19 protein-coding genes and 1 pseudogene are annotated in these 21,147 nt (G+C 71.7%); 14 read left to right on the top strand and 6 right to left on the bottom strand.

Annotated features, from left to right (window positions below; genetic code table 11):
• Nucleotides 1-9 precede the first annotated feature (9 nt).
• Both H565_RS0111645 and H565_RS0111640 read right to left on the bottom strand, forming a co-directional pair.
• The gene (locus H565_RS0111645) at nt 10-4,605 is read right to left on the bottom strand and encodes an alpha-2-macroglobulin family protein (RefSeq protein ID WP_027461190.1); all 4,596 of its coding nucleotides are present in this window, start codon (nt 4,603-4,605) and stop codon (nt 10-12) included.
• A gap of 77 nt (nt 4,606-4,682) precedes the next feature.
• Complete coding sequence (locus tag H565_RS0111640; protein WP_027461189.1) at nt 4,683-5,564, bottom strand: C39 family peptidase; 882 nt, start codon at nt 5,562-5,564, stop codon at nt 4,683-4,685.
• Nucleotides 5,565-5,750: 186 nt separating this feature from the next.
• Here H565_RS0111640 and H565_RS0111635 point away from each other — a divergent pair, with 186 nt between their 5' ends.
• The 10 genes from H565_RS0111635 (at nt 5,751) to H565_RS0111590 (ending at nt 12,764) form a co-directional block, all read left to right on the top strand.
• Nucleotides 5,751-6,527 carry an SDR family oxidoreductase gene (locus H565_RS0111635; protein ID WP_027461188.1) on the top strand — a complete coding sequence of 259 codons (777 nt, stop codon included), beginning with the start codon at nt 5,751-5,753 and terminating at the stop codon, nt 6,525-6,527.
• Between the two features lie 25 nt (nt 6,528-6,552).
• Nucleotides 6,553-7,002 carry a MaoC family dehydratase gene (locus H565_RS0111630; RefSeq protein ID WP_027461187.1) on the top strand — a complete coding sequence of 150 codons (450 nt, stop codon included), beginning with the start codon at nt 6,553-6,555 and terminating at the stop codon, nt 7,000-7,002.
• Between the two features lie 61 nt (nt 7,003-7,063).
• Complete coding sequence (locus tag H565_RS0111625; protein ID WP_027461186.1) at nt 7,064-8,152, top strand: SMP-30/gluconolactonase/LRE family protein; 1,089 nt, start codon at nt 7,064-7,066, stop codon at nt 8,150-8,152.
• A complete protein-coding gene (locus H565_RS16480) occupies nt 8,149-8,286 on the top strand; it encodes a hypothetical protein (protein WP_157469035.1) in 138 nt (45 codons plus the stop codon). The genes H565_RS0111625 and H565_RS16480 overlap by 4 nt, the downstream gene beginning before the upstream one ends.
• Nucleotides 8,283-9,524, top strand: coding sequence for an acyl-CoA dehydrogenase family protein (locus tag H565_RS0111615; protein WP_034409411.1), 1,242 nt, complete (start codon nt 8,283-8,285; stop codon nt 9,522-9,524). The genes H565_RS16480 and H565_RS0111615 overlap by 4 nt, the downstream gene beginning before the upstream one ends.
• A gap of 25 nt (nt 9,525-9,549) precedes the next feature.
• Nucleotides 9,550-9,765: an AbrB/MazE/SpoVT family DNA-binding domain-containing protein gene (locus tag H565_RS15235; protein WP_034402117.1), complete on the top strand. Its 216-nt coding sequence runs from the start codon at nt 9,550-9,552 to the stop codon at nt 9,763-9,765.
• Nucleotides 9,762-10,151 (top strand): type II toxin-antitoxin system death-on-curing family toxin, encoded by a 390-nt coding sequence (locus tag H565_RS0111605; protein WP_027461184.1) that lies wholly within the window; start codon nt 9,762-9,764, stop codon nt 10,149-10,151. Before H565_RS15235 ends, H565_RS0111605 begins: the two co-directional genes overlap by 4 nt.
• A 20-nt stretch (nt 10,152-10,171) precedes the next feature.
• Nucleotides 10,172-10,987, top strand: a complete 816-nt coding sequence (locus tag H565_RS0111600) for an SDR family NAD(P)-dependent oxidoreductase (RefSeq protein WP_027461183.1) — start codon at nt 10,172-10,174, stop codon at nt 10,985-10,987.
• Complete coding sequence (locus H565_RS0111595; protein WP_027461182.1) at nt 10,984-12,063, top strand: phosphotransferase family protein; 1,080 nt, start codon at nt 10,984-10,986, stop codon at nt 12,061-12,063. The genes H565_RS0111600 and H565_RS0111595 overlap by 4 nt, the downstream gene beginning before the upstream one ends.
• Nucleotides 12,060-12,764: a histidine phosphatase family protein gene (locus tag H565_RS0111590; RefSeq protein ID WP_027461181.1), complete on the top strand. Its 705-nt coding sequence runs from the start codon at nt 12,060-12,062 to the stop codon at nt 12,762-12,764. Before H565_RS0111595 ends, H565_RS0111590 begins: the two co-directional genes overlap by 4 nt.
• 28 nt (nt 12,765-12,792) lie before the next feature.
• Here the strand turns inward: H565_RS0111590 and H565_RS0111585 are convergent, their stop codons facing one another.
• From H565_RS0111585 to H565_RS0111570, 4 genes are all read right to left on the bottom strand, one after another.
• A complete protein-coding gene (locus H565_RS0111585; protein WP_027461180.1) occupies nt 12,793-14,355 on the bottom strand; it encodes a bifunctional metallophosphatase/5'-nucleotidase in 1,563 nt (520 codons plus the stop codon).
• A gap of 105 nt (nt 14,356-14,460) precedes the next feature.
• Complete coding sequence (locus H565_RS15230; RefSeq protein WP_084542970.1) at nt 14,461-16,140, bottom strand: S8 family peptidase; 1,680 nt, start codon at nt 16,138-16,140, stop codon at nt 14,461-14,463.
• Nucleotides 16,141-16,228: 88 nt separating this feature from the next.
• The gene (locus H565_RS0111575; RefSeq protein ID WP_027461179.1) at nt 16,229-16,879 is read right to left on the bottom strand and encodes a DUF6766 family protein; all 651 of its coding nucleotides are present in this window, start codon (nt 16,877-16,879) and stop codon (nt 16,229-16,231) included.
• Nucleotides 16,876-17,658, bottom strand: a complete 783-nt coding sequence (locus tag H565_RS0111570; RefSeq protein WP_027461178.1) for an IclR family transcriptional regulator — start codon at nt 17,656-17,658, stop codon at nt 16,876-16,878. Before H565_RS0111570 ends, H565_RS0111575 begins: the two co-directional genes overlap by 4 nt.
• Nucleotides 17,659-17,767: 109 nt before the next feature.
• Here H565_RS0111570 and hutU point away from each other — a divergent pair, with 109 nt between their 5' ends.
• The 4 genes and pseudogenes from hutU to H565_RS15225 form a co-directional block, all read left to right on the top strand.
• The gene (gene hutU / locus H565_RS0111565) at nt 17,768-19,453 is read left to right on the top strand and encodes a urocanate hydratase (protein WP_027461177.1); all 1,686 of its coding nucleotides are present in this window, start codon (nt 17,768-17,770) and stop codon (nt 19,451-19,453) included.
• Between the two features lie 85 nt (nt 19,454-19,538).
• Entirely contained in the window at nt 19,539-20,447 is a 909-nt protein-coding gene (locus tag H565_RS0111560; RefSeq protein WP_027461176.1) for an arginase family protein, read from the top strand.
• Nucleotides 20,444-20,875, top strand: a pseudogene (locus H565_RS0111555) (imidazolonepropionase); the annotation flags it as partial. The gene H565_RS0111560 and the pseudogene H565_RS0111555, both read left to right, overlap by 4 nt.
• A 48-nt stretch (nt 20,876-20,923) precedes the next feature.
• Nucleotides 20,924-21,147: transposase family protein (locus H565_RS15225; RefSeq protein ID WP_034409408.1), on the top strand; the 224-nt coding region annotated here is incomplete at its 3' end.

Here is a 21,147-nt window from a genome sequence, read left to right as displayed (position 1 = left end):
CGGGCACGTTCATGGCCCCTCCACCACCTCCACCCGCGCCGCCTGTCCCTCGGAGGAGGGGAGTCCCGCCGCCGACTCCACGCGGGGGGCGGGGGCCGTGTAGCTGCCGGGGGCGAGCGCCCGCAGCCGGTAGCGCACGGTCGTCACGCCCGCCGGGAGACGTTCGAGGAAGAAGACGGCCCGGTCGTCGTACAGCGAGCGGTCGGCCCAGACGGAGGACGTCTGCCCCGTCGTCGCCACCGCGCCGGGAAAGGCAAAGGGACGGTCGTCCACCGCCTCCAGGCCGCCGGGCAGGGGGTCGGTGAGGCGCAGGTGCCGCAGGGCGACCGGGGTCCGCAGGGTCAGCGTCACCGTGACCAGCCCGTCGCGCTCCACCCGCAAGCGGTCGTAGCGCCGCTCCACGACGATGGGGGAGAGGGCGGCGGGCTTGCTCCCCGCCGTCCGGGCGTCCAGCTCCGCGCGGTAGGCGAGGGGGCCGCTCGCCGTCAGCCGCAGGGGCGAGGTCGCCCCGCCCGGCGGCAGCGTCAGCCGCACGGGCGGGCCGAGGGTGACTTCCCGCGCGAAGCCCCCCTGCGAGACAGTCACGTGGGTGGGCGCTCGGCGCGTCTCGGCAGTCACCGCCCCCCGCAGCGCCCGCACCGCGGCGGCGGTGGCAAGCGGCCCCTCCCACGCGCCGCCCGTCCGCTCGGCCAGCACCGCGGCCAGCAGCGGGGGTACGTCCGCGGTCTGCCCCAGCTCCTGCGCCGCCTCCAGCAGGTGCGCGGTGGCCGTCACGTCGTCCGCGAGCAGGAGGCCGCCGTCGGGGGTGCGCTCGGCCTGCCCCCGCGCCGCCCGGTAGAGCGAGAGGGCCGCCGCCCGCGCCCCCGCCGCCGGAGAGGAGGCGAGTGCCGCCGCGAGCCTCGCCTGGGCCGCCGCGCCCCGCACCGCGCCGGAGCGGGCCAGCCCCAGCGCCGGGGCCACGTCCCCCGCGAGGGCGAGGGCGGCGGCGAGGGGGGCGCGGCCCTCGGCACTCGCTTTTCCGAGGAGGTCCCGCGCCGCTTCCATGGCCCCGCGCAGGGTGGCCGCGTCCGTCAGGCCCGCGCCCTTGGCCGCCGCGAGGGCGGCGAGCGCGTGGGCGGTCTGCTCGGCGCTCACCCCACTCTGGGCGGTCCAGCCCCAGCCGGGGCCGTTCTCGCCGCCGAACTGCCGCAGCGCGAGCAAGGTGGCGAGGTCGCGCCGCGCCTGCCCCAAGGCCCGCTCGCGCACGTCCGGCCAGCCCAATGCCCCCGCCAGCCCCACGAGGTCGAGGTTGGCCCGCAGCCGCGCCGCCACCCCGTCGGTGGTGGTCCAGCGTTCCCGCGGGTCCGCGAGGTAGGCGTCCATGCCCCCCAGCGCCGCTTGCAGAGGGGTCTGCGCCAGGGTGAGGGTGAGGGCCTCCGCTTGCGTTCCCCCCAAGTCCCCAAAGTCCACCGTCCGGGTGCCCGCCGCCCCCAGGGTGCCCTCACGGGTCAGGCGGGTGCGCGGTCCGGCGGGGCGCAGCGGCAGGGTCAGGCGCAGGGCGTCGGCCTTTCCGCCCGGAGCACTGGCCCGCGCCTCCAGCGCGAGCTTCCCCCCGGTCAGTGGGGCCGCCAGCGGAAAGCGGGTCACTGCGTCCCCGCCGTTCAGGGTCAGCGTCCGGGTGGTCACGTCGGTGCCTGCGCTCAGGGCGACCTCGGCGGTCTTGCCCCCGCTGCGGTCCTGCACACCCACATAGGCGCTTCCCACATCCCCCTGGGTCAGCACGCGCGGCCCGGTGAGGCGCACGGCAAAGGGGAGGGCCGCCGTGACCGAGGCGCGGCTGGCCCCCGCCCCGCCCGAAGGGGTAAAAGCGCGGGCGGTGACCCGGTAGCGGCCCAGGGCTTCCGGGAGCTTCACCTTGACCACGGCGCGGCCATCCGCCCCGGTCTGCACGGCCCCGAAGTAGGCGACCTCGCGCAGGTCCTGCCGCAGTGGGACACCGTCCGGGCTGCCGCCCCCGCCCCCACCCCCATCGGCGGGTGCCCCGGCGCTGGAACGTACCTCCAATCGGGGATGGGTCGCCCCCCACAGAAAGCGCCAGGGGTCGGGGCTGGGGTCGGGGGCCACGGCGTACACGGCCTCGTTGACCACTGCCAGAGTGACCAGGGCACTCGCCGCCTGGCCCCCGGCGCGGGTCGCCACGCTCAGGGTGACCTCCTCGCCGGGGCGGGCCTGCCCGCGCGAAGGCTCCACCGTCACCGCGAGCTGGCGGTCGGGGCGCGGCACATACAGCAGCCCGGTCCCAGCCTGCACGCTGTCGGCCCCCGCCACCGCGACCGCTTGCACGCGGAAGCCCGGCGAGAGGTCAGGCGTGACCGGCCAGGTCAGGGTCTGGGTGCGGCCCGTCACCCGCACGGTGCGGGTAGTGAGGCGGTCCTCGGCGGCGGCGACCAGGCGCAGCGGGGTGCCTGCGGGCAGGGTGGTCCGCAGGGTCAGGCGGGCCGTATCCCCCACCCGGTAGGTGTCCCGGTCCGTTTCCACGCTCAGTGTGTCGCGCGGGGTGACCGGCCCGGCGGACGGCTCCGGCACCCAGCCCAGGCTAACGACCGAGCGGGTGACCCGTCCGGCGGCGTCCTTCGCCTCCAGCCGCAGGGTGTATCCCCCCGGTTTCGCGGCGGGGGCGGTCACGGTGAGGGTGCCGCCCGCCCCACTGCGCAGGGTCTGCTTCTGCACGGTCTCCTGCCGCTCGCGGAGGGTGACGCGCCCGCCCTGGGCGACCCGTTCCTGCCAGGTCCTGACCACCGTGGCCGTGACCGTCCGGCCCGCGAGCGGGGTCCCCGGCCCGACCGCCCGCACCTGCAGGGCCGCGCTCGCCCGGCCCCCCGTCAGCGTGGGCCAGCGCCGCAGTTCCAGCCGCACCCCCGCCGGGTGGACCGTGACGGGCACGCTCGCGAGCACGTCGCGCCCGTACTCGTCGCGGGCGCGGACGAGGACCACGTGCTCGCGGGGGCGGCCATTCGGAGCCGTGAGGGGCAGATTCACGGTGCCGCTCCCCTGCTGGGTCTGGAGACGGGCGGTGGGGGCGCGGTTCTGGGGCACGGTCAGGGAGCTGACGCCGCCCCAGGCGTCCGGCGACAGGGCCTCGAAGTCAGGGCGGGCGCGGACGCCCTCTGCCGCATCCGGATAAAGCTCGGCGCGGTCCGAGCTGCCGGGCACATACACCTCGGCGGCCACGTTCGCCCCGCCCCCCTCGAAGCGCTCGGCGCGGGCCGTGACGGGCACCCCCGCCCCGGTCACGACCTCACGGGGGGCCGTCACGTCCAGGGTGAACTGCGGTTTGACAAACGCCTGCACCCGCACGGGCAGCGCACTCACGTCGGGCAGCGGGTTCGGGTTGGCCGGGCTGGGCGTGGCGGGCAACTCGGCCTCAATCCGGTACTCGCCCGTCCGCACGCCCTCCGGCAGCGGGAAGGAGAAGCGGGTCAGGCCGGAGGCGTCCGCCGTCACGCGGGCTTGCGCGAGCACGTCGCTCTGGCCCGACACCAGCCGCACGGTGAGCGCCCCGCGCCAGGGGGTCCGGGTGCCCGCCCCCAGCGAGCGCACGACCGCCAGCCCCTGCAAGGTCTCGCCGGGGCGGTAGACGGGCTTGTCGGTTTGGAGGTAGGCCCGCGCTCGTTCGGGCGACCCCCCGCCCAGGCCGTAGTCGTCCGTGCCCAGGGTGGCCCGGTGGGTGGCCCCGCCCAGGGTGACCCGCCCACGCAGGGCGAGGCGCTCGCCGTCGCGCAGCCCGAAGCGGGCAAAGCCCCGCCCGTCGGTCGTGACCGGGGCCAGCACCCGCGAGGGCCGGAAGCGCCACGTGCCCTCTCTCTGCTCCTCCTCGGTGGGGGGGCGCAGGGCCACCGCGCTCAGGCGCACGCCGGGCAAGGGTTGCCCCGTGTCCAGCCGGGTCGCCCAGACTTCCACCCCGCCCGGCACGGCGAGGGTGGTCAGGGCGAGGTCGGTGACCTGCATCACGGCGGTCGCCAGCGCCTTGGCGGGCGCGTCCGCCCGCGCCGCCGCCACCAGGTACAGCCCCGGCGCGAGGCGGCCCAGCCCCACCTCGGTGCGCTCGCCGCTCGCCTTGACCTCCACGGTCCGCACCGCCGGACCCGTCACCCGCAGCGGGGGGGCCGCGTTCAGCCCCCCTCCGTCCAGCCGGGCCGCATCCAGCGGGAGCACCCGCACCTGCCACTCGGTGACCCGGCCCGCCGCCGCCTGCCCCTCGCGCCCCAGCATCACCGTCACCGGGCCGCTCGCGGGCTGCGGCTCGACGTACCCGTAATAGGCCAGCCGCCCACCCAGGTTCACGCCCGTCGGCGTGCCCGCCACCGTGCCCGACCGGGCGTAGCGCACCTGGTCCCCCCACAGCAGGGTCAGGATGGGCTTTTGCCCCGCCCCCCCCGGCTGCCAGCCCAGTGGGGCGGCGAGCGGCGTTCCGGCGGGCAGGGTCCCCACGGGTGCCCCCCGCAGGTCGGGCGCGGCATACAGCGGGGTGGGCGCGACCGTGCGCTCGGCCCCGGCTCCGCCCAGCAGCAGCGTGAGCAGCAGCAGGCCGGGACGCCGCCGGGACCGGGGAAAGAGAGGGGTCATGCCCCAGCATAGTCCAGAGCGGGGGCTGGACGGGGCCTTGAGGGTTGCGGCAGGCCCCGGTCCTTCCTGTCCTGGCCCTACCCCCCCAGCGCCGCCCGCGCCCGGTTGCGAAACAGCAGCAGCTCCTTGCTGCGGGGGTCAATCTTCAGGGCCTGTCCCGCGTATTTCAGCGTCAGGTCATGGTCGCCCGACTGGCTCCAGGCCTCAAAGGCTTCCTGGCGGTAGAGGTAGTAGAGGGTGGGGACCCCCAGCCGCGCCGCCCGTGCGAAGTTGTCGGCGGCGGCCTTGACAAAGCCCAGGCGCAGGTTCGCCTTGCCCAGGCCCCACCAGTGGTAGGGGTCGTTCGGGCGTGCCCGCACGTTCGCCGTCTCGACCCGCTGCATCAGCCGCCAGTTTCCGGCGGCGCTGAAGCTCTCGCCCAGGGCGGCGCGGACCTCGCCTTCCTTCGCGGGCGGGTAGGTCACCAGGTACTCACCGTTGTAGTAGTGCCACAGGTCCTTCAGCTCGGCCTCGGTCAGCCACAGCCGCGCCCCGCGCAGGGGGTCGGAGGTCAGGAAGCGTCCGCCCTCGTACCCATACACCGTGCGGAAATGCGCCACGTTGCTGCCGGGCCGCAGCCGCTGCTGCACGACGACCGGAAAGCCCCGCCGCAGCAGGTCCCGCAGCAGTTCCGGGGTGCCTGCGTAGCGGATGACGCTGCGCAGCCCGAAGCGCCCCAGGTAGTTCGCCAGCTCCACGCTGGTGACCTGCGGGTCACTGGGCGAATCCTTGAGGGCCGCTGCCGCCTGCGCCTGGGTCAGGCGGGTGCCGTAGTAGCCCGCTATCGTCATCGCCGTGACCGGGCCGCAGTTGTCCCGGCCCTGGAGTTCGTGCCGGATGTTGGTCAGGGTGACCTGGGCCGAGGCCGCGCCCCCCAGGGTCAGGGCGGCCAGGACGGAAGGGAGGAGTCGCCGCGACATGCCCCAGTGTGCCGCCCCCCCGCGCCCCCGCCCTTCCCCCTTGCATAAAGGCGGCTTGCCTTTTTTCTCCTGGCTCTCTCCTGGCAAAGCAGCCCCGGCCCCCGCGAATGTCCCCTCGCGTTCATCATTGACGTGCACGTACACTTTGCCTATCGTGGGAGCAACGTCACAACCGGAGGCCCCCCGATGGCACTGAAAGACCTGCTCAACCTCACCGGCAAAGTCGCCCTGATTACCGGAGGCTCGCGTGGCCTCGGCCTGCAAATCGCAGAAGGCCTGGGCGAGTACGGCGCGACCGTCGTCCTGACCGCCCGCAAGGGGCACGAGCTGGACGAGGCCAAAGCCCACCTCACGGGCCTGGGCATCACCGCGCACGTTTATCAGAATGACCTCTCGCAGTTCGAGACCATCGGGCCGCTCGTCGAGCGCATTCACACGGAGGTCGGCCCGGTCCACATCCTGGTGAACAACGCCGGGGCCACCTGGGGCGCTCCCGCCGAGGACCACCCCTTCGAGGCGTGGCAGAAGGTGATGAACCTCAATGTGAATGGCCTCTTTCTGCTCACGCAGGCGGTCGGCCAGCGCTGCATGATTCCGGCGCGGGCGGGGCGCATCATCAACGTCGCCTCGGTGGCGGGCTTGCGCGGCAACAGCCCCCGGATGATGGGCACGCTCGCCTACAACACTTCCAAGGGGGCGGTCGTGAACTTCACCCGCGCCCTGGCCGCTGAGTGGGCGAAGTACGGCATTACCGTCAACTCGATTTGCCCCGGCTACTTCCCCACCAAGATGACCAAGGGCACCCTCGATTACGGCGAGGAGACCATCCTGAGCTACACCCCCCTGGGCCGTCTGGGAGGGCCGGAAGACCTCAAGGGCCTCGCCCTGCTGCTCGCCTCGGACGCCAGCGCCTATATGACCGGGCAAAATGTCGCGGTCGACGGCGGCATCACGGCGATTTGAGGGCCGCCTTCCGCAAGGAGTCCCCATGCACCTCGACGACCTCCGCGCCCGCCTCGGCGGGGAACTCGCCCTCTCCGAGTGGGTGACCGTCACGCCGCAGATGGTGGGGCAGTTCGCCGACGCGACCGGCGACCACCAGTTCATCCACGTGGACCCCGTGCGGGCCGCGCAGACACCCTTTGGCGGCCCGGTCGCCCACGGCTTCCTGACGCTCTCGCTCCTCGCTGGGCACTTCATGACCGGGGGCGGCTTTCCCCGGCTACAGGGCGTGCGGATGGTCGTGAACTACGGCCTCAACCGGGTGCGCTTCATCGCGCCCGTGCCCGTCGGCAGCCGTTTGCGAAACCGCGCCACGTTGCTCAGCGTGGAGGACGGCCCCGGCTATGCCCAACTCACCGTCGCCAACACCATCGAGCTGGAGGGCAGCGCGAAGCCCGCCGCCACCGCCGAAACCGTGATGCGGGTGTACCTGTGACCGCGCTGGACTCCCCGCCCTTCAGCGTGCTGATGGGGGCGCGGGTCGAGCGGGGTGAGGGATGAGGCTGGGTCGCCTCCTTGGCCTGGCCCTCGGCGCGGGCGTGGGCTGGCTGCTGCTCGCGCCGACGCGGGTGCGCCCGGTCGCCTGGGAGGGGCCTGGCCCGGCCCCCTCGCGGACGGAGGGACCGTATGCGGACAATGGGCGGCTGAACGCGGCGGAACGCTTCGCCCCCGTCCCCGGTCAAACCTCCCCCGAATCGGTCGCCCTGGACCGGGAAGGCCGCCTCTACAGCGGCTTCGGGGGTGGGGCCATCGTCCGCTTTCACCCGGACGGCACCCGGCCTGAGGTCGTGGCGAACACGGGTGGGCGGCCCCTGGGCCTGCGCTTTCACCCCGACGGCTCGCTCCTCGTCGCGGACGCGCTGCGCGGGCTGCTGCGTCTTTCGCTGGACGGGGGAGCGGTCGAGGTCCTTGCCACCGAAGCCGACGGTGTCCCCTTCCGCTTCACCGACGACCTTGACATGGACCGGGCGGGGCGCTTCGTCTACTTCACGGACGCGTCGAGCGAGTACGGGTGGCCGCACGAACTCCTCGACCTGCTGGAACATGGCGGGCACGGGCGGGTGCTGCGGCACGACCTGGAGACGGGCGAGACGGTCGTGCTGGCGCGGGGCCTGAACTTCCCCAACGGGGTCGCGCTGGGTCCCGGTGAGGAATACCTGCTCGTCACCGAGACGGGCGGGGCGCGGGTCCACCGCCTGTGGCTGACCGGAGAGCGGGCCGGGCGGCTGGAGGTCTTCGCCGATTCCCTCCCCGGCTACCCCGACAACGTGCGCTGGGACGGCGCGGACACGTTCTGGGTGGCGCTGCCCAGCCGCCGCTCACCGCTGCTGGACGCGACCGCCCGTCAGCCCTGGCTGCGGCGGGTCATCGCCCGGATTGCCGAGCGGACCCGGCTCCCGCTGCCCGAAGAGTCCATGCTCGTCGCGCTGAATCTGGAAGGCCGCCCGGTCGCCTTCGCGCAGGGAAGCGGGCCGGAGAGTTACGGCTACGTCACCCAGGTCTTGCCTCACGGCGACCACCTCATCCTGAGTTCGCTACACGCGGAGACGCTGGCCCGCGTGCCGCTCTCGCAGGTGCGCCCGTGACCACTGACCTGCTGGAACGGGAGGGCGTGCTCCTGGCGCGGCTGCCGCTCTGGCACATGGATTCGTTGGCCCTCTACTGCGACTTCCAGCCCACCGCCCGCCCGCACCCCCCGCACTCGGAGGACCCCCTATGACCGCCCTGTTCGACGTTTCGCCCCGCACCCGCGACCTGCACGCCCGCCTGACCGCCTTCATGGACGAGCACATCTATCCCAACGAGGCCGAGTTTCACCGCCAGGTCAACGAGGGGAACCGCTGGGAGCATGTCCAGCTCATCGAGGACCTCAAGTCGAAAGCGCGGGCGCAGGGCCTGTGGAACCTCTTCCTGCCGCCCGCGAGCGACCCGCAGGGCCGGTTCGGGGCGGGCCTGACCAACCTGGAATACGCCCCCCTGTGCGAGGTGATGGGCCGGGTGTGGTGGGCACCCGAAGTCTTCAACTGCAACGCGCCCGACACCGGCAATATGGAAGTGCTCGCCCGCTACGGCACCCCCGAACAGCAGGAGCGCTGGCTGCTGCCCCTCCTGAACGGCGAGATTCGTTCCGCTTTTTCCATGACCGAGCCGGAGGTCGCGAGCAGCGACGCGACCAACATCCAGGGCAGCATCCAGCGTGACGGGGACGAGTACGTCATCAACGCCCGCAAGTGGTGGACCTCCGGCGCGGGCGACCCGCGCTGCGCGGTGAGCATCTTCATGGGCAAGACGGACCCAAGGGCCGAACGTCACCTCCAGCAGTCCATGATTCTCGTGCCGATGGACACCCCCGGCGTGACGACCGAGCGGATGCTCACCGTCTTCGGCTACGACGACGCCCCGCACGGCCACGCCGAAATGACCTTCCGGGACGTGCGCGTGCCCACCGCCAACATCCTGCTGGGCGAGGGCCGGGGCTTCGAAATCGCGCAGGGGCGGCTGGGGCCGGGCCGCATTCACCACTGCATGCGCCTCATCGGGCAGGCCGAGCGGGCGCTGGAACTGATGGTGGAGCGGGCCGGGGGGCGCGTCGCCTTTGGCAAGCCCCTCGCTGCGCATCAGCACGTGCGCGAAGCCATCGCCCACAGCCGCATGGAAATCGACCAGGCCCGGCTGCTGACCCTCCAGGCCGCGCACATGATGGACACGGTGGGCAACAAAGCCGCGCGGGGCCAGATTGCCGCGATTAAAGTGGTCGCGCCCAACGTCGCCCTGCGGGTCATCGACCGCGCCATTCAGGTCTTCGGCGGGGCCGGGGTCAGCCAGGACACCCCCCTCGCCATGATGTACGCCCAGGCCCGCACCCTGCGCCTCGCGGACGGCCCCGACATCGTGCACACCGAGACGGTGGCAAAGGAGGAGCTGCGGGCGCGGGGGGTGGACCTGCGGCGGCAGTGAGGCTTTAGCCGGATTAGAATCGGTTATGCGAAAGCGCCTCACCACCGTCGGCAAATCGCGGGCCGTCATCCTTCCCAAGGAGCTTCTGGAACTTTACGGCTTTCAGGAGGAAGTCGAGATAGAGCCGGTAGACGGCGGATTGATTCTCCGCCCCGCCAGGCAGGGCATGAGCTTCGAGGAGGCCGCCGACCGGCTGTTTGCCGAGAAAGGCGACCTGCTGGAGCGCCTCAGCAAGGCATGACGGTCTATCTCACGCCGGGGCAGGTGACCGCGCTGCATGACCGGGCGCTGGCCCGTTACGGCGGGACACCCGGCCTGCGGGACCCTGGAGCGCTCGCCTCGGCCCTGGCGCAACCCGCGATGGAGGCGTTTGGAATGCAGCTCTACCCATCTCTGTTGGAGAAAGGAGCCGCCTATCTCTTCTTCCTGGCCCGCAATCATCCCTTCGTCGACGGCAATAAGCGTACGGCTTATGCGGCCACTGCGATTTTTCTGATGGTCAACGGAGCCGGACTGAGCGGGCCTGACGACGCCGTGTTCATGCTGGTGCTGGATACGGCTCAGGGAAAGCATCCCGACCCCAGAGCCGTCGCTGACGCCCTCCGGCCTCTCGTGACCCTTCCGTAGTCCGGCAACAAGGAGACCCCATGGACTTTCAAGGCAAGATTATCGTCGTCACCGGAGCCGCTTCCGGCATCGGCCTCGCGCTCGCCACTCGCTTCGTGCGGGAGGGGGCGACCGTGGTCGCCTCTGACCTCAACGCCGAAGTGGGGGCGCGGAAAGCCGCCGAAATCGGTGCCCGCTTCGTGCCCGCCAATGTCGCGAAGGAGGAGGACCTCCAGGCCCTGATTGAAGGCGTGCTCGCGCGAGAAGGCCGCATCGACCTCTTTTGCTCGAATGCGGGCATCGCCATCGGTGCGGGGCCGGAGACGCCCGATGGGCAGTGGGACCTCATCCACCGGGTCAACGTGATGAGCCACGTCTGGGCCGCGCGGCACCTGCTTCCGCACTACCTGGAGCGCGGCGAGGGGTACTTCCTGAACACGGCGTCGGCGGCGGGCCTGCTCACTGAACTGCACTCGGCCCCCTACGCGGTCACCAAACACGCGGCGCTCGCCTTTGCCGAGTGGCTGGCGATCACCTACGGCGACCGGGGGGTCGGGGTGTCGGCCCTCTGCCCGGAGGGCGTCTGGACGCCGATGATCGAGAACGCGCCCATCCTCCAGCAGACGGCCATCACGACGGATGAACTCGTCGAAAAGACGCTGGAGGTGCTGCGGCGGGACGGCTTTCTCATCACCACCCACCCCACCACCCTCCAGTCCTTCCAGAAGAAGGCCGCCGACTATGACGGCTGGATTGGCGGGATGAGGCGGCTGAGGGAAAAGGCAATGGCGCTGCTGGCGGGCCACCAGGCGCAGCAGACGGGGGGAGACGCGCCCCGCGGGGAGGGCCGCCCGTGACCCGTTCCGACACTGCCCCCGTCCGTCCCGGCGAGGAACTGCCGCTGGAGGCCCTGCGGGAGGCGCTGCGCGGGAAGATTGCGGGCGACGTGGACGCCCTCACCGTCGAGCAGTTCCCCGGCGGATTCTCTAACCTCACGTATCTCCTGCGGCTGGGCGAGCCGTCTGAGGGTGGGCAGGAATACGTGCTGCGCCGCGCTCCCCTCGGCCCGGTGGCGCGGGGGGCGCACGACATGCCGCGCGAATACCGGTTGCTTTCGCGGGTGCATCCCGTCTTGCCCGTCGCCCCCCAGCCCGTGCTGCTCGTCGAGGACCCCGCCGTTCTCGGTGCCCCCTTCTACCTGATGGAGCGGCGGCGCGGGGTGGTCGTGCGGACCCGGTTGCCGCCGGAATATGCCGCCCTGCCCGATGCTCCCCGCCGCCTTTCAGAAGCGCTCGTGGACACACTGGCCGACCTGCACGCGGTGGATATCGATGCGGCGGGCCTGCGTGACCTGGGCAAGCCGGAGGGCTTCAACGCCCGGCAGGTGGAGGGCTGGGCCGGACGCTGGCGGCGTGCCCGCACAGACGACCTGCCGGACGAGCTGCCGGACGAGGACGTGATTGCCTGGCTCACCGCCCACACGCCCGCTGAGTCCGCCCATACCCTCGTTCACAACGACTTCAAGCTCGACAACCTGATGCTGGACCCCGCCGACCCCGCGCGGGTGGTCGCCCTGCTCGACTGGGAGATGACGACCGTGGGCGACCCGCTGGCCGACCTGGGCCTCACCCTGACCTACTGGACGATGCCCCAGCAGCCCGGCGGGGCCGAGAACCGCGTCGGGGCGGCGGCACCGGGCTTCCTGAGCCGCGAGGCGTTCCTGACGCGCTACGCCTCCCGCAGCGGGCGCGACGTGTCGGGCATAGGCTGGTACGAGGTGCTGGGGCACTTCAAGCTCGCCGTGATCGTGGGACAGATCTACGCCCGGTACCGCGCGGGGCAGACGAAAGACCCCCGTTTCGCCCCGCTGGGGCAGCAGGCTGCGTGGCTGATCGGGGAGGCGCAGCGGCGCATAGAGGCGGCGGGCGCGTGAGCCAGCTCCTCCTGGTGCGCCACGGTCAGGCCACCCCCTTCGAGGCCGACACCGACCGCCTCTCCCCGCTGGGCGAGGCGCAGGCCCGCGCGGTGGGGGAATATCTGGCCGAGTCTGACCTGGACCCCACCGACGTGCTGTGCGGCCCCCTGCGCCGCCAGCGCGAGAGCGCCCGCCTCGCCTCGGAAGCGGCGGGCGGGGGCTGGCCCGACCCCACCACCGACCCCCGGCTGGCCGAGTACGACGGCGACGGATTGATGCGCACCCTCGCGCCCCTGCTGGCGGCCCGTGAGCCAGGGTTTGACGCCCTGCTGCGGGCCTGGGAGCGGGGGCGACACGGCCCAGAGCGCAACCGCTACCTTCAGCGGATGCTCGAACCCCTCGCCGCTGCCTATCTGCGCGGTGAGGTCGCGCACCCGGACGTGGAGCCGTGGCCGGACTTCCGCGCCCGCGTCCACGCCTTCTTGCGCGAACTGCTCGCCGGGCCTTCGGGCCGCACCGTGCTCGCCTTCACCTCCGGTGGGGTCATCGGGGTGACGGTGGCCGCTGTGCTTCGTGCCCCCGACGAGGCTGCCCTCGCCCTGAACTGGCGCGTCCGCAACGGCAGCCTCACCCGCCTGACCTACGGCGGAGGGCGGGCCAGCCTCGATGCCTTTAACGAGACGGCCCACCTGCCGGGCGACCTCTCTTCCTGGCGCTGAAAGGAGACCGGTCGTCTCCCGGTCGCTCCTAGCGCGGCTCGTTGAGCAGCACGATGCGGCCTTCGGGCTGCGCATCCAGGGTGGGGTTGGCCGCGAAGTAGTTCACCAGGATGTCAACGTCGAGCAGGCCCGTGTCCAGGCGGCGGCCCTTCGCGTTTTTGAAGACGTCGAAGCCGTCCCCGCCCTGCGCGATAAAGGTGTTCATCGCGACGGTGTAGGTCTGCGTATCGCTGAGGGGCTGGCCATTCAGGGTGACCGAGGTGACGCGGTTTCCGGCGGGCTTGGAGAGGTCAAAGGTGTAGCTCATGCCCTTGGAGACGTGCAGGAACTGGCCTTTGCTCTCGCTCCAGGTCGCCACCCCGTGCTCCAGCGCCCGCTTGATTTCGGCCCCCGTGAGGTCGAGGAGGGTGAGCGTGTTGCCAAAGGGCTGCACCGTGATGGCTTCCTCGAAGGTGACCGGCCCCGCATCGATGGAGGAACGAACGCCGCCGCCGTTCACCAAGGCCATCACCGCTCCGGCCCGTTGCCCAGCGGCAAGCGCGGCATCGGCGAGCACGTTCGCCATGGTGCTCTCGCGCTTGCGGACAATCTCGCGGGCACCGTTCAGGCCGCGGGCGGTCGTGCCGATGACCTGACGGCGCAGGTTGGCGATGGGCACGCTGAGGGTGTCAATCATACGCCGGGCGGTGGGGTCGTCGGGGATGTCGGCGCTCACCGGAATGGCGCGGCCCTCGAAGCTTTCGACGGCTCCGGCGTCGTTAAAGGTGACCTTCAGGCGACCCAGCACCTTGCCCCACTCCCAAGCCGAAACCAGCAGGGTGCGGTTGCCGTCCGGGTTCTGGAGGACGACCGGGTATTCGCCCTCCGGGGCGGGAAAGTCCTTGTTGTCGAAGCGGCCCAGCAGGGTGTGGGTATGAGACGAAATCACCACGTCGAGGCCCGGCACGCTGCGGGCGACCTGCTGGTCGAGCGGAAAGCCCAGGTGCGAGAGCAGCACGATTTTGTTGATGCCTTGCGCCTGCAAGTCGCGCACCGCCGCGTTCAAGCTGGGCAGCAGGTCGAGCAGCCGGACCCGCTCGCCGGGCGAGCTGATCAGGGGCAGGTCCGGCGTGACCGCCCCCACCACCCCCAGGCGCTCGCCGCCCACGGTGATGACGGTAGAAGGCTTCACAAGGCCCCGCAGCAGCGGCTCCCGCGACACATCGAGGTTGGCCGCCAGCAGCGGGAACTTCGCCTTCTCCGCGAAGCGGGCGAGCGCTTCTGGACCGTTGTCGAACTCGTGGTTGCCCACGGCCATCGCCTGGTAGCCCAGCAGGTTCATGAACAGCACGTCCGCCATGCCCTGATAGACGTTGTAAAAGAGGGTGCCCTGGAAGGTATCCCCGGCGGAGAGCAGCACCGGGTTTTCTTCCCGCGCCCGCAGGTCACGAATCAAAGTGGCGTGCCGGGCGTAGCCCCCATAGGTGTTTTGCCCCACGGTGGCGGGTTCCAAACGGGCATGCAGGTCGTTGACGTGCAGCAGGGTCACGGTGAGGGGCGCGGCGGAGGCAAAGGAGCCGAGCAGCGCAGCGGTCAGGAACCAGCGTTTCATAACAGGTTCATGATAGGGGCCGGGAAAGACCCCTTGGGTGATGGGGAGGTCAGCCCAGCGGGCCGGGGGGGAGCTGGCGCTGCCCCTCCCCTTGCCGCCTTCCCCTCAGCGCTGGGTTTGAATTTCCACCCCGCTGAGGTCGCCGCTGACGGTCACAGAACGCGAGCCGCTGGCCGTTTCCGCCGGCTGAGTGAGGGTGACGCGGGCCGTCAGGGTGTACGTTCCCGCCGCGAGGCCGCTTAGGGCGTAGGGGATGGCCCGCTGTCCCGCCGCCAGGGTGCCCGTGAAGGTCTTGCTCGTCGCCACGTTGTCCCCCCGCCGCGCCTCCACGACGAGGGTGTAGCTCCGGTTGGCGGGTGGCGTCGCCGCCAGGCGCTCGGCCTGGGCGACCGCCCCCGCCACGTCCAGCAGGGGCAGGCTGCCCACCGTTCGCGCCCCCGCCTTCAGCGCTTGCCGGACCTGCGCCGCCGAGAGGCTGGGAAACGCCCCGCGCAGCAGCGAGGCCGCGCCGCTGACCTGCGGGGCCGCCTCGCTGGTTCCCGCCCGCAGGGTGTAGCCCCCCTGCGCAACGGTCGTCAGGGTGAGGATGTCGTCGTCGCTGGTGACGTAGCAGTACCCCCGCCCCGTGCCCGCGTTGCCCCCCGGTGCCACCAGGTCGAGCGCCTTTTGCCCGTCCAGCGGGCGGGCGCTGTAGCAGGCGAGGCCGTCGCCCCGTCCGACCGCCCCCACCGCGAGGACGTTGGGGTCGCTCGCCGGGTAGTACAGGCCGTCGGTGGCCGTGTTGCCTGCCGCCGCAACGACCACCACGTCGCGGGCCGCCGCGTTCGCCAGGGCCTGCGCGATGGCGGGGTCAGCCTGGGCGGGCTTCCCCCCTTGCCCCGCAAAGCCCAGGCTGAGGTTGATGACCCGCGCCCCCTGCGCGACCGCGTAGTTCAGGCCTGCGGTCAGGCTGGCCGTTGTCGCGCCGATGGTGCGGCCATCGTCGCCGAACACTTTCACCGGGAGCACGGTTCCTCCCCAGGTCAGCGCGGCGATGCCCTGACCATTGTTGGTGTTCGCGGCGATGAGGCCCGCCGAACTCGTGCCGTGCCCTACGTCACCCGACTTGACCTCGGCGGGGTCGCCGTCCTCGCCCTGGCAGGTGTCCCCCACCAGCCGCGAGCAAAAGTCGCGGCCCTGGCGCAGCCGCCCGGCGAGTTCGGGATGCGTGCGGTCCACCCCGGTATCGAGCACCGCCGTCAGCACACCCGACTTGGGCTTGCCGAGCGCCTCCAAGCGGTTCCAGCCCTCCAGCGCCCGGATGCGGGTGAGGTAATCCTGGTCGTAGGAATGGGGGCGGTCCGGCACCGCGACCCCCCCGTTTCCCGGAAAGCCGGGGTCGTTGGGCACCGCGAGCGGGCGGTAAATCAGGTTGGGCTGTACGGCCAACCCCGCCGCCGCGAGCCGCGCCGCAAACGCCGCGTCGTCCTCGCTCGCCGGGGTCATGGCCCGTTGCAGGTCAGTGCCCGGCACCGCCTGGAGCTGCACCCCCACCAGCGCAGAGAGGGCCTGCGCTCCCAGGCCGCCCTCCCGCGTCGCCCCCCGCACGAGCACCTCACCGGGGACATGCGGCAGCGCCCAGAGGGCTTGCTCCTCGGCACCCGTCAGCGCCGCCGCGCCCGCTCCCGGCAACAGGACCTGCCCGCTCACGGTGAACGTGCCGGGGGCGGGCGGGGACGGGGTGCCGGAAGGACCACAGCCCACCAGCAGGGTCCCCGTCAAGACGGCCAGCATGAGCTTCTGCATGGCCCCAGTGTGCGCCCGGTGAGAAGCTGCCGGATGACCCTGGGGTGAACGGAGCCGTCAGACGGGCGTCAGCCTGACCCCACGCGCCTCAGCGCCCGGTGTGGTGGTGGGGGGCCTCGACCGGCTTGGACTCTGCCGAGCCGCGTTCGCGCAAAAAGATGGTGAGCACGGCCATCGCCCCCACCGCCAGAAACTCGCTTTGCCAGTTCTGAAAGGACTGGTGCCAGAACTCCGCGCTGCCCAGGAAAGCGAGCGTGGAAACGGCGGGCTGTCCGTGCGCGGCGGCCTCGCGGTTGTGCTCTGCCGTGCCCCCCAGCAGATGCAGCACAAAGGACGCGGCAAAGAGCAGCAGCAGCGTCAGCGAAAGCGAGTGGCTGTAAAGCTGCGCCGCCCACCCGCCGCGCCGCACCGGGCCGGGGGGTGGGCCGCTGGGGGGCGGCTCTGGGGCCTGCTCGTCTTCAGGCAGGGGCTTGGATTCCGCCGAGCCGCGCTGGTAGAGCCGCGCTGTCAGCAGCACGAAGGCGGCCATCTGCAGGAACTCGCTCTCCCAGTTCTCGCCCGTCGCCTCCCAGAAATGTCCGCTTTCCAGGTAGGCCCCCAGCCCCAGGACGGCGCGGCCATGCTCCTGTGCCTCCTCGTTGTACGCCTGCCACCCGGTCAGCGCCTGCGCCCCCCACAGCAGCACGAAGAGGCCCAGGGTCACGACCGACAAGCCGTTGTTTCGGAAAAAGCGTTTCATGGGGTTTGCCTCCCAGGGGCCGCCCGCCCTGGCCGCGCCGGTTCCGGACGGTAGCCCAGCTCCCAGCTCACCTCCGCCGCCGCCCCGTGCAGGGTCCGCAGCAGCGTCTCGCGCTCGCGCAGCCGGGGGGTGGGAAGGCTCACGCCCAGTGCGGCAAGCACCTCCCCGCCCGCCCCCCGCAGGGGCACGGCCAGGCCCCCGGTGCCCGCCGCCCACTCGTCCGCAGTGGCCGCGTGCCCAGCCTGGCGAATGGCGGCGGCCTCGGCCTCCCACGCGCCGGGCTGGGTCAGGGTCTGCTCGGTGTAGGCCGGGGCCGGGTCGGGGAGGGGCCGCCCCGCCAGCGCCAGCAGCAGCTTGCCGCTCGCGGTGGCGTGGGCGGGCAGCTCGAAGTCGAGTTCTCCGGCGACCGGTGGCCCGTCCCGGCCCTGCACGCTGCGGGCCACGCACAGCAGCCGCTCGCCCTCCAGCACGCACAGAAAGGCAAGCAGGTGCGTGCGCCGCGCCACCCGCTCCATCGCCGCATGGGCCGGGGCGTACCACGGCAGCGAGAGGTACAGGGCGCTGCTCAGCTTCAGCAGCCGCCAGCCCAGGCGGTAGCGCCCCCGCCCCGCCCGCGTGAGCAGGCCCGCCGCGGCCAGCGTCTCCAGTTGCTCATGCAGGGTGGAGGTGGGCCGCCCCAGCCTCCGGGCGAGGGCCGAGAGGTGCCACTCGGTGTGGTCGGCGTCAAACAGCTCCAGCAGGCGCACGGCGCTCAGGACGGTGCGCTGCGGGTGGCCCATGCCCCTCAGCATAGGCCTCTTTCCGGCAAAACCGGAAAATAGGCCGGAGGGAGGCGCGGGACGGGGGCAAGATGCGGTCACGTTTCCCAGCCCCTTTCAGAGGTGCCCCATGACCCAGACCGACCGCCCTGCCGCCCCCGTCATCCGCGCTCCCCGTGGCCCGCAGCGCACCGCAAAAGGCTGGGTGCAGGAGGCCGCCAAGCGGATGCTGATGAACAACCTCGACCCGGAGGTCGCCGAGCACCCCGCAGACCTCATCGTGTATGGGGGGCGGGGCAAGGCGGCCCGCGACTGGCCTGCCTTTGACGCCATCGTGAAGACGCTCGACCGTCTGGAGGATGACGAGACGCTGCTGGTCCAGTCGGGCAAGCCCGTCGCGGTCCTCAAGACGCACGAGTGGGCACCCCGCGTGCTGCTCGCCAACTCCAACCTCGTGCCCCACTGGGCGACCTGGGAAGAGTTTGACCGCCTCGACCGGGCGGGGCTGATGATGTACGGCCAGATGACCGCCGGAAGCTGGATTTACATCGGCACCCAGGGCATCCTCCAGGGCACCTACGAGACCTTTGCGGCGGCGGCCCGCAAGCACTTCGGTGGCACCCTGAAGGGGACCGTCACCGTGACGGCGGGCCTGGGCGGGATGGGGGGCGCGCAGCCCCTCGCGGTCAAACTCGCCGGGGGCGTCAGCATCACCGTCGAGGTCGACCCCACCCGCATCCAGAAGCGGCTGGACACCCGCTACCTCGACGAGGTGGCCGACTCGCTCGAAGATGCCCTGGCGCGGGCCGAGCGCTACCGGGCGGCGGGCGAGGCCCGTTCGGTCGGGCTGCTCGGCAACGCCGCCGAGGTCCTGCCCCGGCTGGTCGACATCGGCTACACCCCCGACCTCGTCACCGACCAGACGAGTGCCCACGACCCCCTGTGGGGCTACCTGCCGCCCGTCGCGCCCGACGAGGATGCCTCCCGGCTGCGGCAAGACGATCCCGCCGAGTATCGCCGCCGCACTGCTGAGGCGATGGCCGCCCACGTCCGGGCCATCCTGGAACTCCAGCGCCGGGGGGCCGTCGCCTTTGACTACGGCAACAACCTGCGCCAGCGGGCGTGGGAAGCGGGCGTCACCGAGGCGTTCTCCTACCCCGGCTTCGTGCCCGCCTTCATCCGCGATTCCTTTTGCGAGGGACGCGGCCCGTTTCGTTGGGTCGCCCTCTCCGGCGACCCGGAGGACATCCGCGCAACTGACCGGGCGCTCCTGGACCTTTTTCCTGGTGACGAGCGCTTGCAAGCGTGGCTGACCTATGCCGCTGACCAGATTGCCTTTCAGGGCCTCCCCGCTCGCATCTGCTGGTTGGGCTACCGCGAGCGCGACCGCGCCGCCCGGCTCTTTAACGAGATGGTGGCGGACGGACGGCTGAAGGCCCCCCTCGTCATCGGGCGCGACCACCTCGACGCGGGCAGCGTGGCGAGTCCGTACCGCGAGACCGAAGCGATGCGGGACGGCTCGGACGCCGTGTCCGACTGGCCGCTCCTGAACTTCGGGGTGGGCATCGCGTCCGGGGCGTCGTGGATGAGTTTTCACCACGGCGGTGGCGTGGGCATGGGCTTTTCGCAGCATGCAGGCCTGGTCATCGTGGCCGACGGCAGCGAGGCCGCGGCCCAGAAGCTGAGCCGGGCGCTCACCAACGACCCCGCCCTGGGCGTCATTCGCCACGCCGACGCGGGCTACGAGCGGGCGCTGGAGGTGGCGCGGGACCGGGGCCTGGACCTGCCCAGCCTGGGCATCAGGGACCGCGAATGACGCTTCCTCCGCTCGACCACGCCGCCGCGAAGGCCCCCCAGCATGCGGCTCAAGCCCAAGCCGCACCCTTCCCCTTTTCCAGCCCATGACCCAGCCTGCTCACCTCCCCTACGGCGGCATCCCCACCTTTGTTCGCGCCGAGCACCTTCCTCCGGACGGCCAGTGGCGCTCGGATGTGGGGGTGCTCGGCGTGCCCTTTGACCTCGCGCTGGGCTTTCGGCCCGGTGCCCGATTTGCGCCCCGCGCCCTGCGGGAAGCGAGCCTGCGCTCCTTGCCCCCCTTGACCGGGCTGGACGGCGTGACCCGGCTCGCGGGCGTCTCCTTTACTGATGCGGGGGACGTGGTGCTGCCCACGCTCGAACCCGCCCTGGCCCACGACCGCATCACCGGGGCGGCGCGGCTCCTGAGGGAGCGTTGCCGCGTCCCCGTCTTTCTGGGCGGTGACCACTCGGTCAGTTATCCGCTGCTGCGGGCCTACGCGGACGTGCCGGACCTCCACGTTGTACAGCTCGACGCGCACCTTGATTTCACCGATATCCGCAACGACACGAAATGGAGCAACTCTAGCCCCTTTCGCCGGGCCGCCGAAGCCCTGCCAAACCTCGTCCACATCACCACTGTGGGCCTGCGCGGGCTGCGCTTTGACCCTGAGGCAGTGGCGGCGGCGCGGGCGCGGGGCCACACCCTGATTTCGGCGGAGGCTGTGCAGACGGACCTCGCCGGGGTGCTCTCGCGCCTGCCGCAGGGGCAACACGTCTACCTCAGCGTGGACGTGGACGCCCTCGACCCCGCCACGCTGCCGGGCACGAGCAGCCCGGAACCGGATGGGCTGACCTACGGCGAGGCGCTGCGGGTGCTTGCGGGGGCGGCCCGCCGCAACACGGTCGTCGGTCTCGACCTGGTGGAACTCGCCCCCAACCTCGACCCGACCGGGCGCAGCGAGCTGCTGGGGGCACGGCTCATCCTGGAGACGCTCGCGGAGGTCTTCCCATGACCGCTACCCTCTACACCGGGATTTCCCAGCTCGTCACCCCCCGCCCCGGCCCGCAACGGGGGCGGGCGATGCGCGAGCTGAGCGTGCTGACAGACGCCGCCCTCCTGGTCTGTGACGGGCGGATTCGCTGGACAGGCCGCCGGTCCGAGGCTCCCAGAGCGGACCACAAGCGCGACCTCGGCGGGGTGGCGGTTGTGCCGGGGCTGATAGACCCCCACACCCATGCGGTCTGGGCCGGGGACCGCCTCGCCGATTTTGAGGCGCGGGTGGAGGGCGTCTCCTACGAGGAGATTCTGGCGCGGGGGGGCGGCATTCGCTCCACCATGCGGGCGACGGCGGCGGCGAGTGAAGAGGAGCTGGCGGCGCTGGCCCGCCCGCGCCTGCACGCCCTGCGGGATTCGGGCGCGACGACCATAGAGGTCAAAAGCCAGGCTTTTATCTTGACTGAGGCCAAGAAAAAGGGCTGATAGGGAGTTGTGCAACCACCCATCAGCCCACTGCCCTTTTTAACCCAAATCCCGGACTGGCGCGACCAGAAGCGCATCACATACCCCTGGGAGACGCTCTGGACGGTCATTCTGGTCGGCCTGCTGTCTGGGCCGGAAAACATCCTGGCGCTCTCTCAGTGGCTGCAAGGGCAGCGCGAGGTGCTGACACAGCACCTCGCGCTCGATCGAATCCCACAGCAAGCCATGATTTA

The organism is Deinococcus murrayi DSM 11303, assembly GCF_000482805.1.
GTDB classification, from domain to species: Bacteria; Deinococcota; Deinococci; order Deinococcales; family Deinococcaceae; genus Deinococcus; species Deinococcus murrayi.
The sequence above is the reverse complement of the archived record's forward strand: the minus strand, read 5'-3'. Positions and strand labels throughout refer to the sequence as shown.

Bases quoted from the DNA above. Each gene is read 5' to 3' on its own strand.
- H565_RS0111615 (WP_034409411.1), top strand. From the start codon at position 8,283: ATGACCGCCCTGTTCGACGTTTCGCCCCGCACCCGCGACCTGCACGCC.
- H565_RS0111640 (WP_027461189.1), bottom strand. From the start codon at position 5,564: ATGTCGCGGCGACTCCTCCCTTCCGTCCTGGCCGCCCTGACCCTGGGG.
- H565_RS0111575 (WP_027461179.1), bottom strand. From the start codon at position 16,879: ATGAAACGCTTTTTCCGAAACAACGGCTTGTCGGTCGTGACCCTGGGC.
- H565_RS0111585 (WP_027461180.1), bottom strand. From the start codon at position 14,355: ATGAAACGCTGGTTCCTGACCGCTGCGCTGCTCGGCTCCTTTGCCTCC.
- H565_RS15230 (WP_084542970.1), bottom strand. From the start codon at position 16,140: ATGCAGAAGCTCATGCTGGCCGTCTTGACGGGGACCCTGCTGGTGGGC.
- H565_RS0111635 (WP_027461188.1), top strand. From the start codon at position 5,751: ATGGCACTGAAAGACCTGCTCAACCTCACCGGCAAAGTCGCCCTGATT.
- H565_RS0111600 (WP_027461183.1), top strand. From the start codon at position 10,172: ATGGACTTTCAAGGCAAGATTATCGTCGTCACCGGAGCCGCTTCCGGC.
- H565_RS15235 (WP_034402117.1), top strand. From the start codon at position 9,550: ATGCGAAAGCGCCTCACCACCGTCGGCAAATCGCGGGCCGTCATCCTT.
- H565_RS0111645 (WP_027461190.1), bottom strand. From the start codon at position 4,605: ATGACCCCTCTCTTTCCCCGGTCCCGGCGGCGTCCCGGCCTGCTGCTG.
- H565_RS0111570 (WP_027461178.1), bottom strand. From the start codon at position 17,658: ATGGGCCACCCGCAGCGCACCGTCCTGAGCGCCGTGCGCCTGCTGGAG.
- H565_RS0111630 (WP_027461187.1), top strand. From the start codon at position 6,553: ATGCACCTCGACGACCTCCGCGCCCGCCTCGGCGGGGAACTCGCCCTC.
- H565_RS0111625 (WP_027461186.1), top strand. From the start codon at position 7,064: ATGAGGCTGGGTCGCCTCCTTGGCCTGGCCCTCGGCGCGGGCGTGGGC.
- hutU (WP_027461177.1), top strand. From the start codon at position 17,768: ATGACCCAGACCGACCGCCCTGCCGCCCCCGTCATCCGCGCTCCCCGT.
- H565_RS0111605 (WP_027461184.1), top strand. From the start codon at position 9,762: ATGACGGTCTATCTCACGCCGGGGCAGGTGACCGCGCTGCATGACCGG.
- H565_RS0111560 (WP_027461176.1), top strand. From the start codon at position 19,539: ATGACCCAGCCTGCTCACCTCCCCTACGGCGGCATCCCCACCTTTGTT.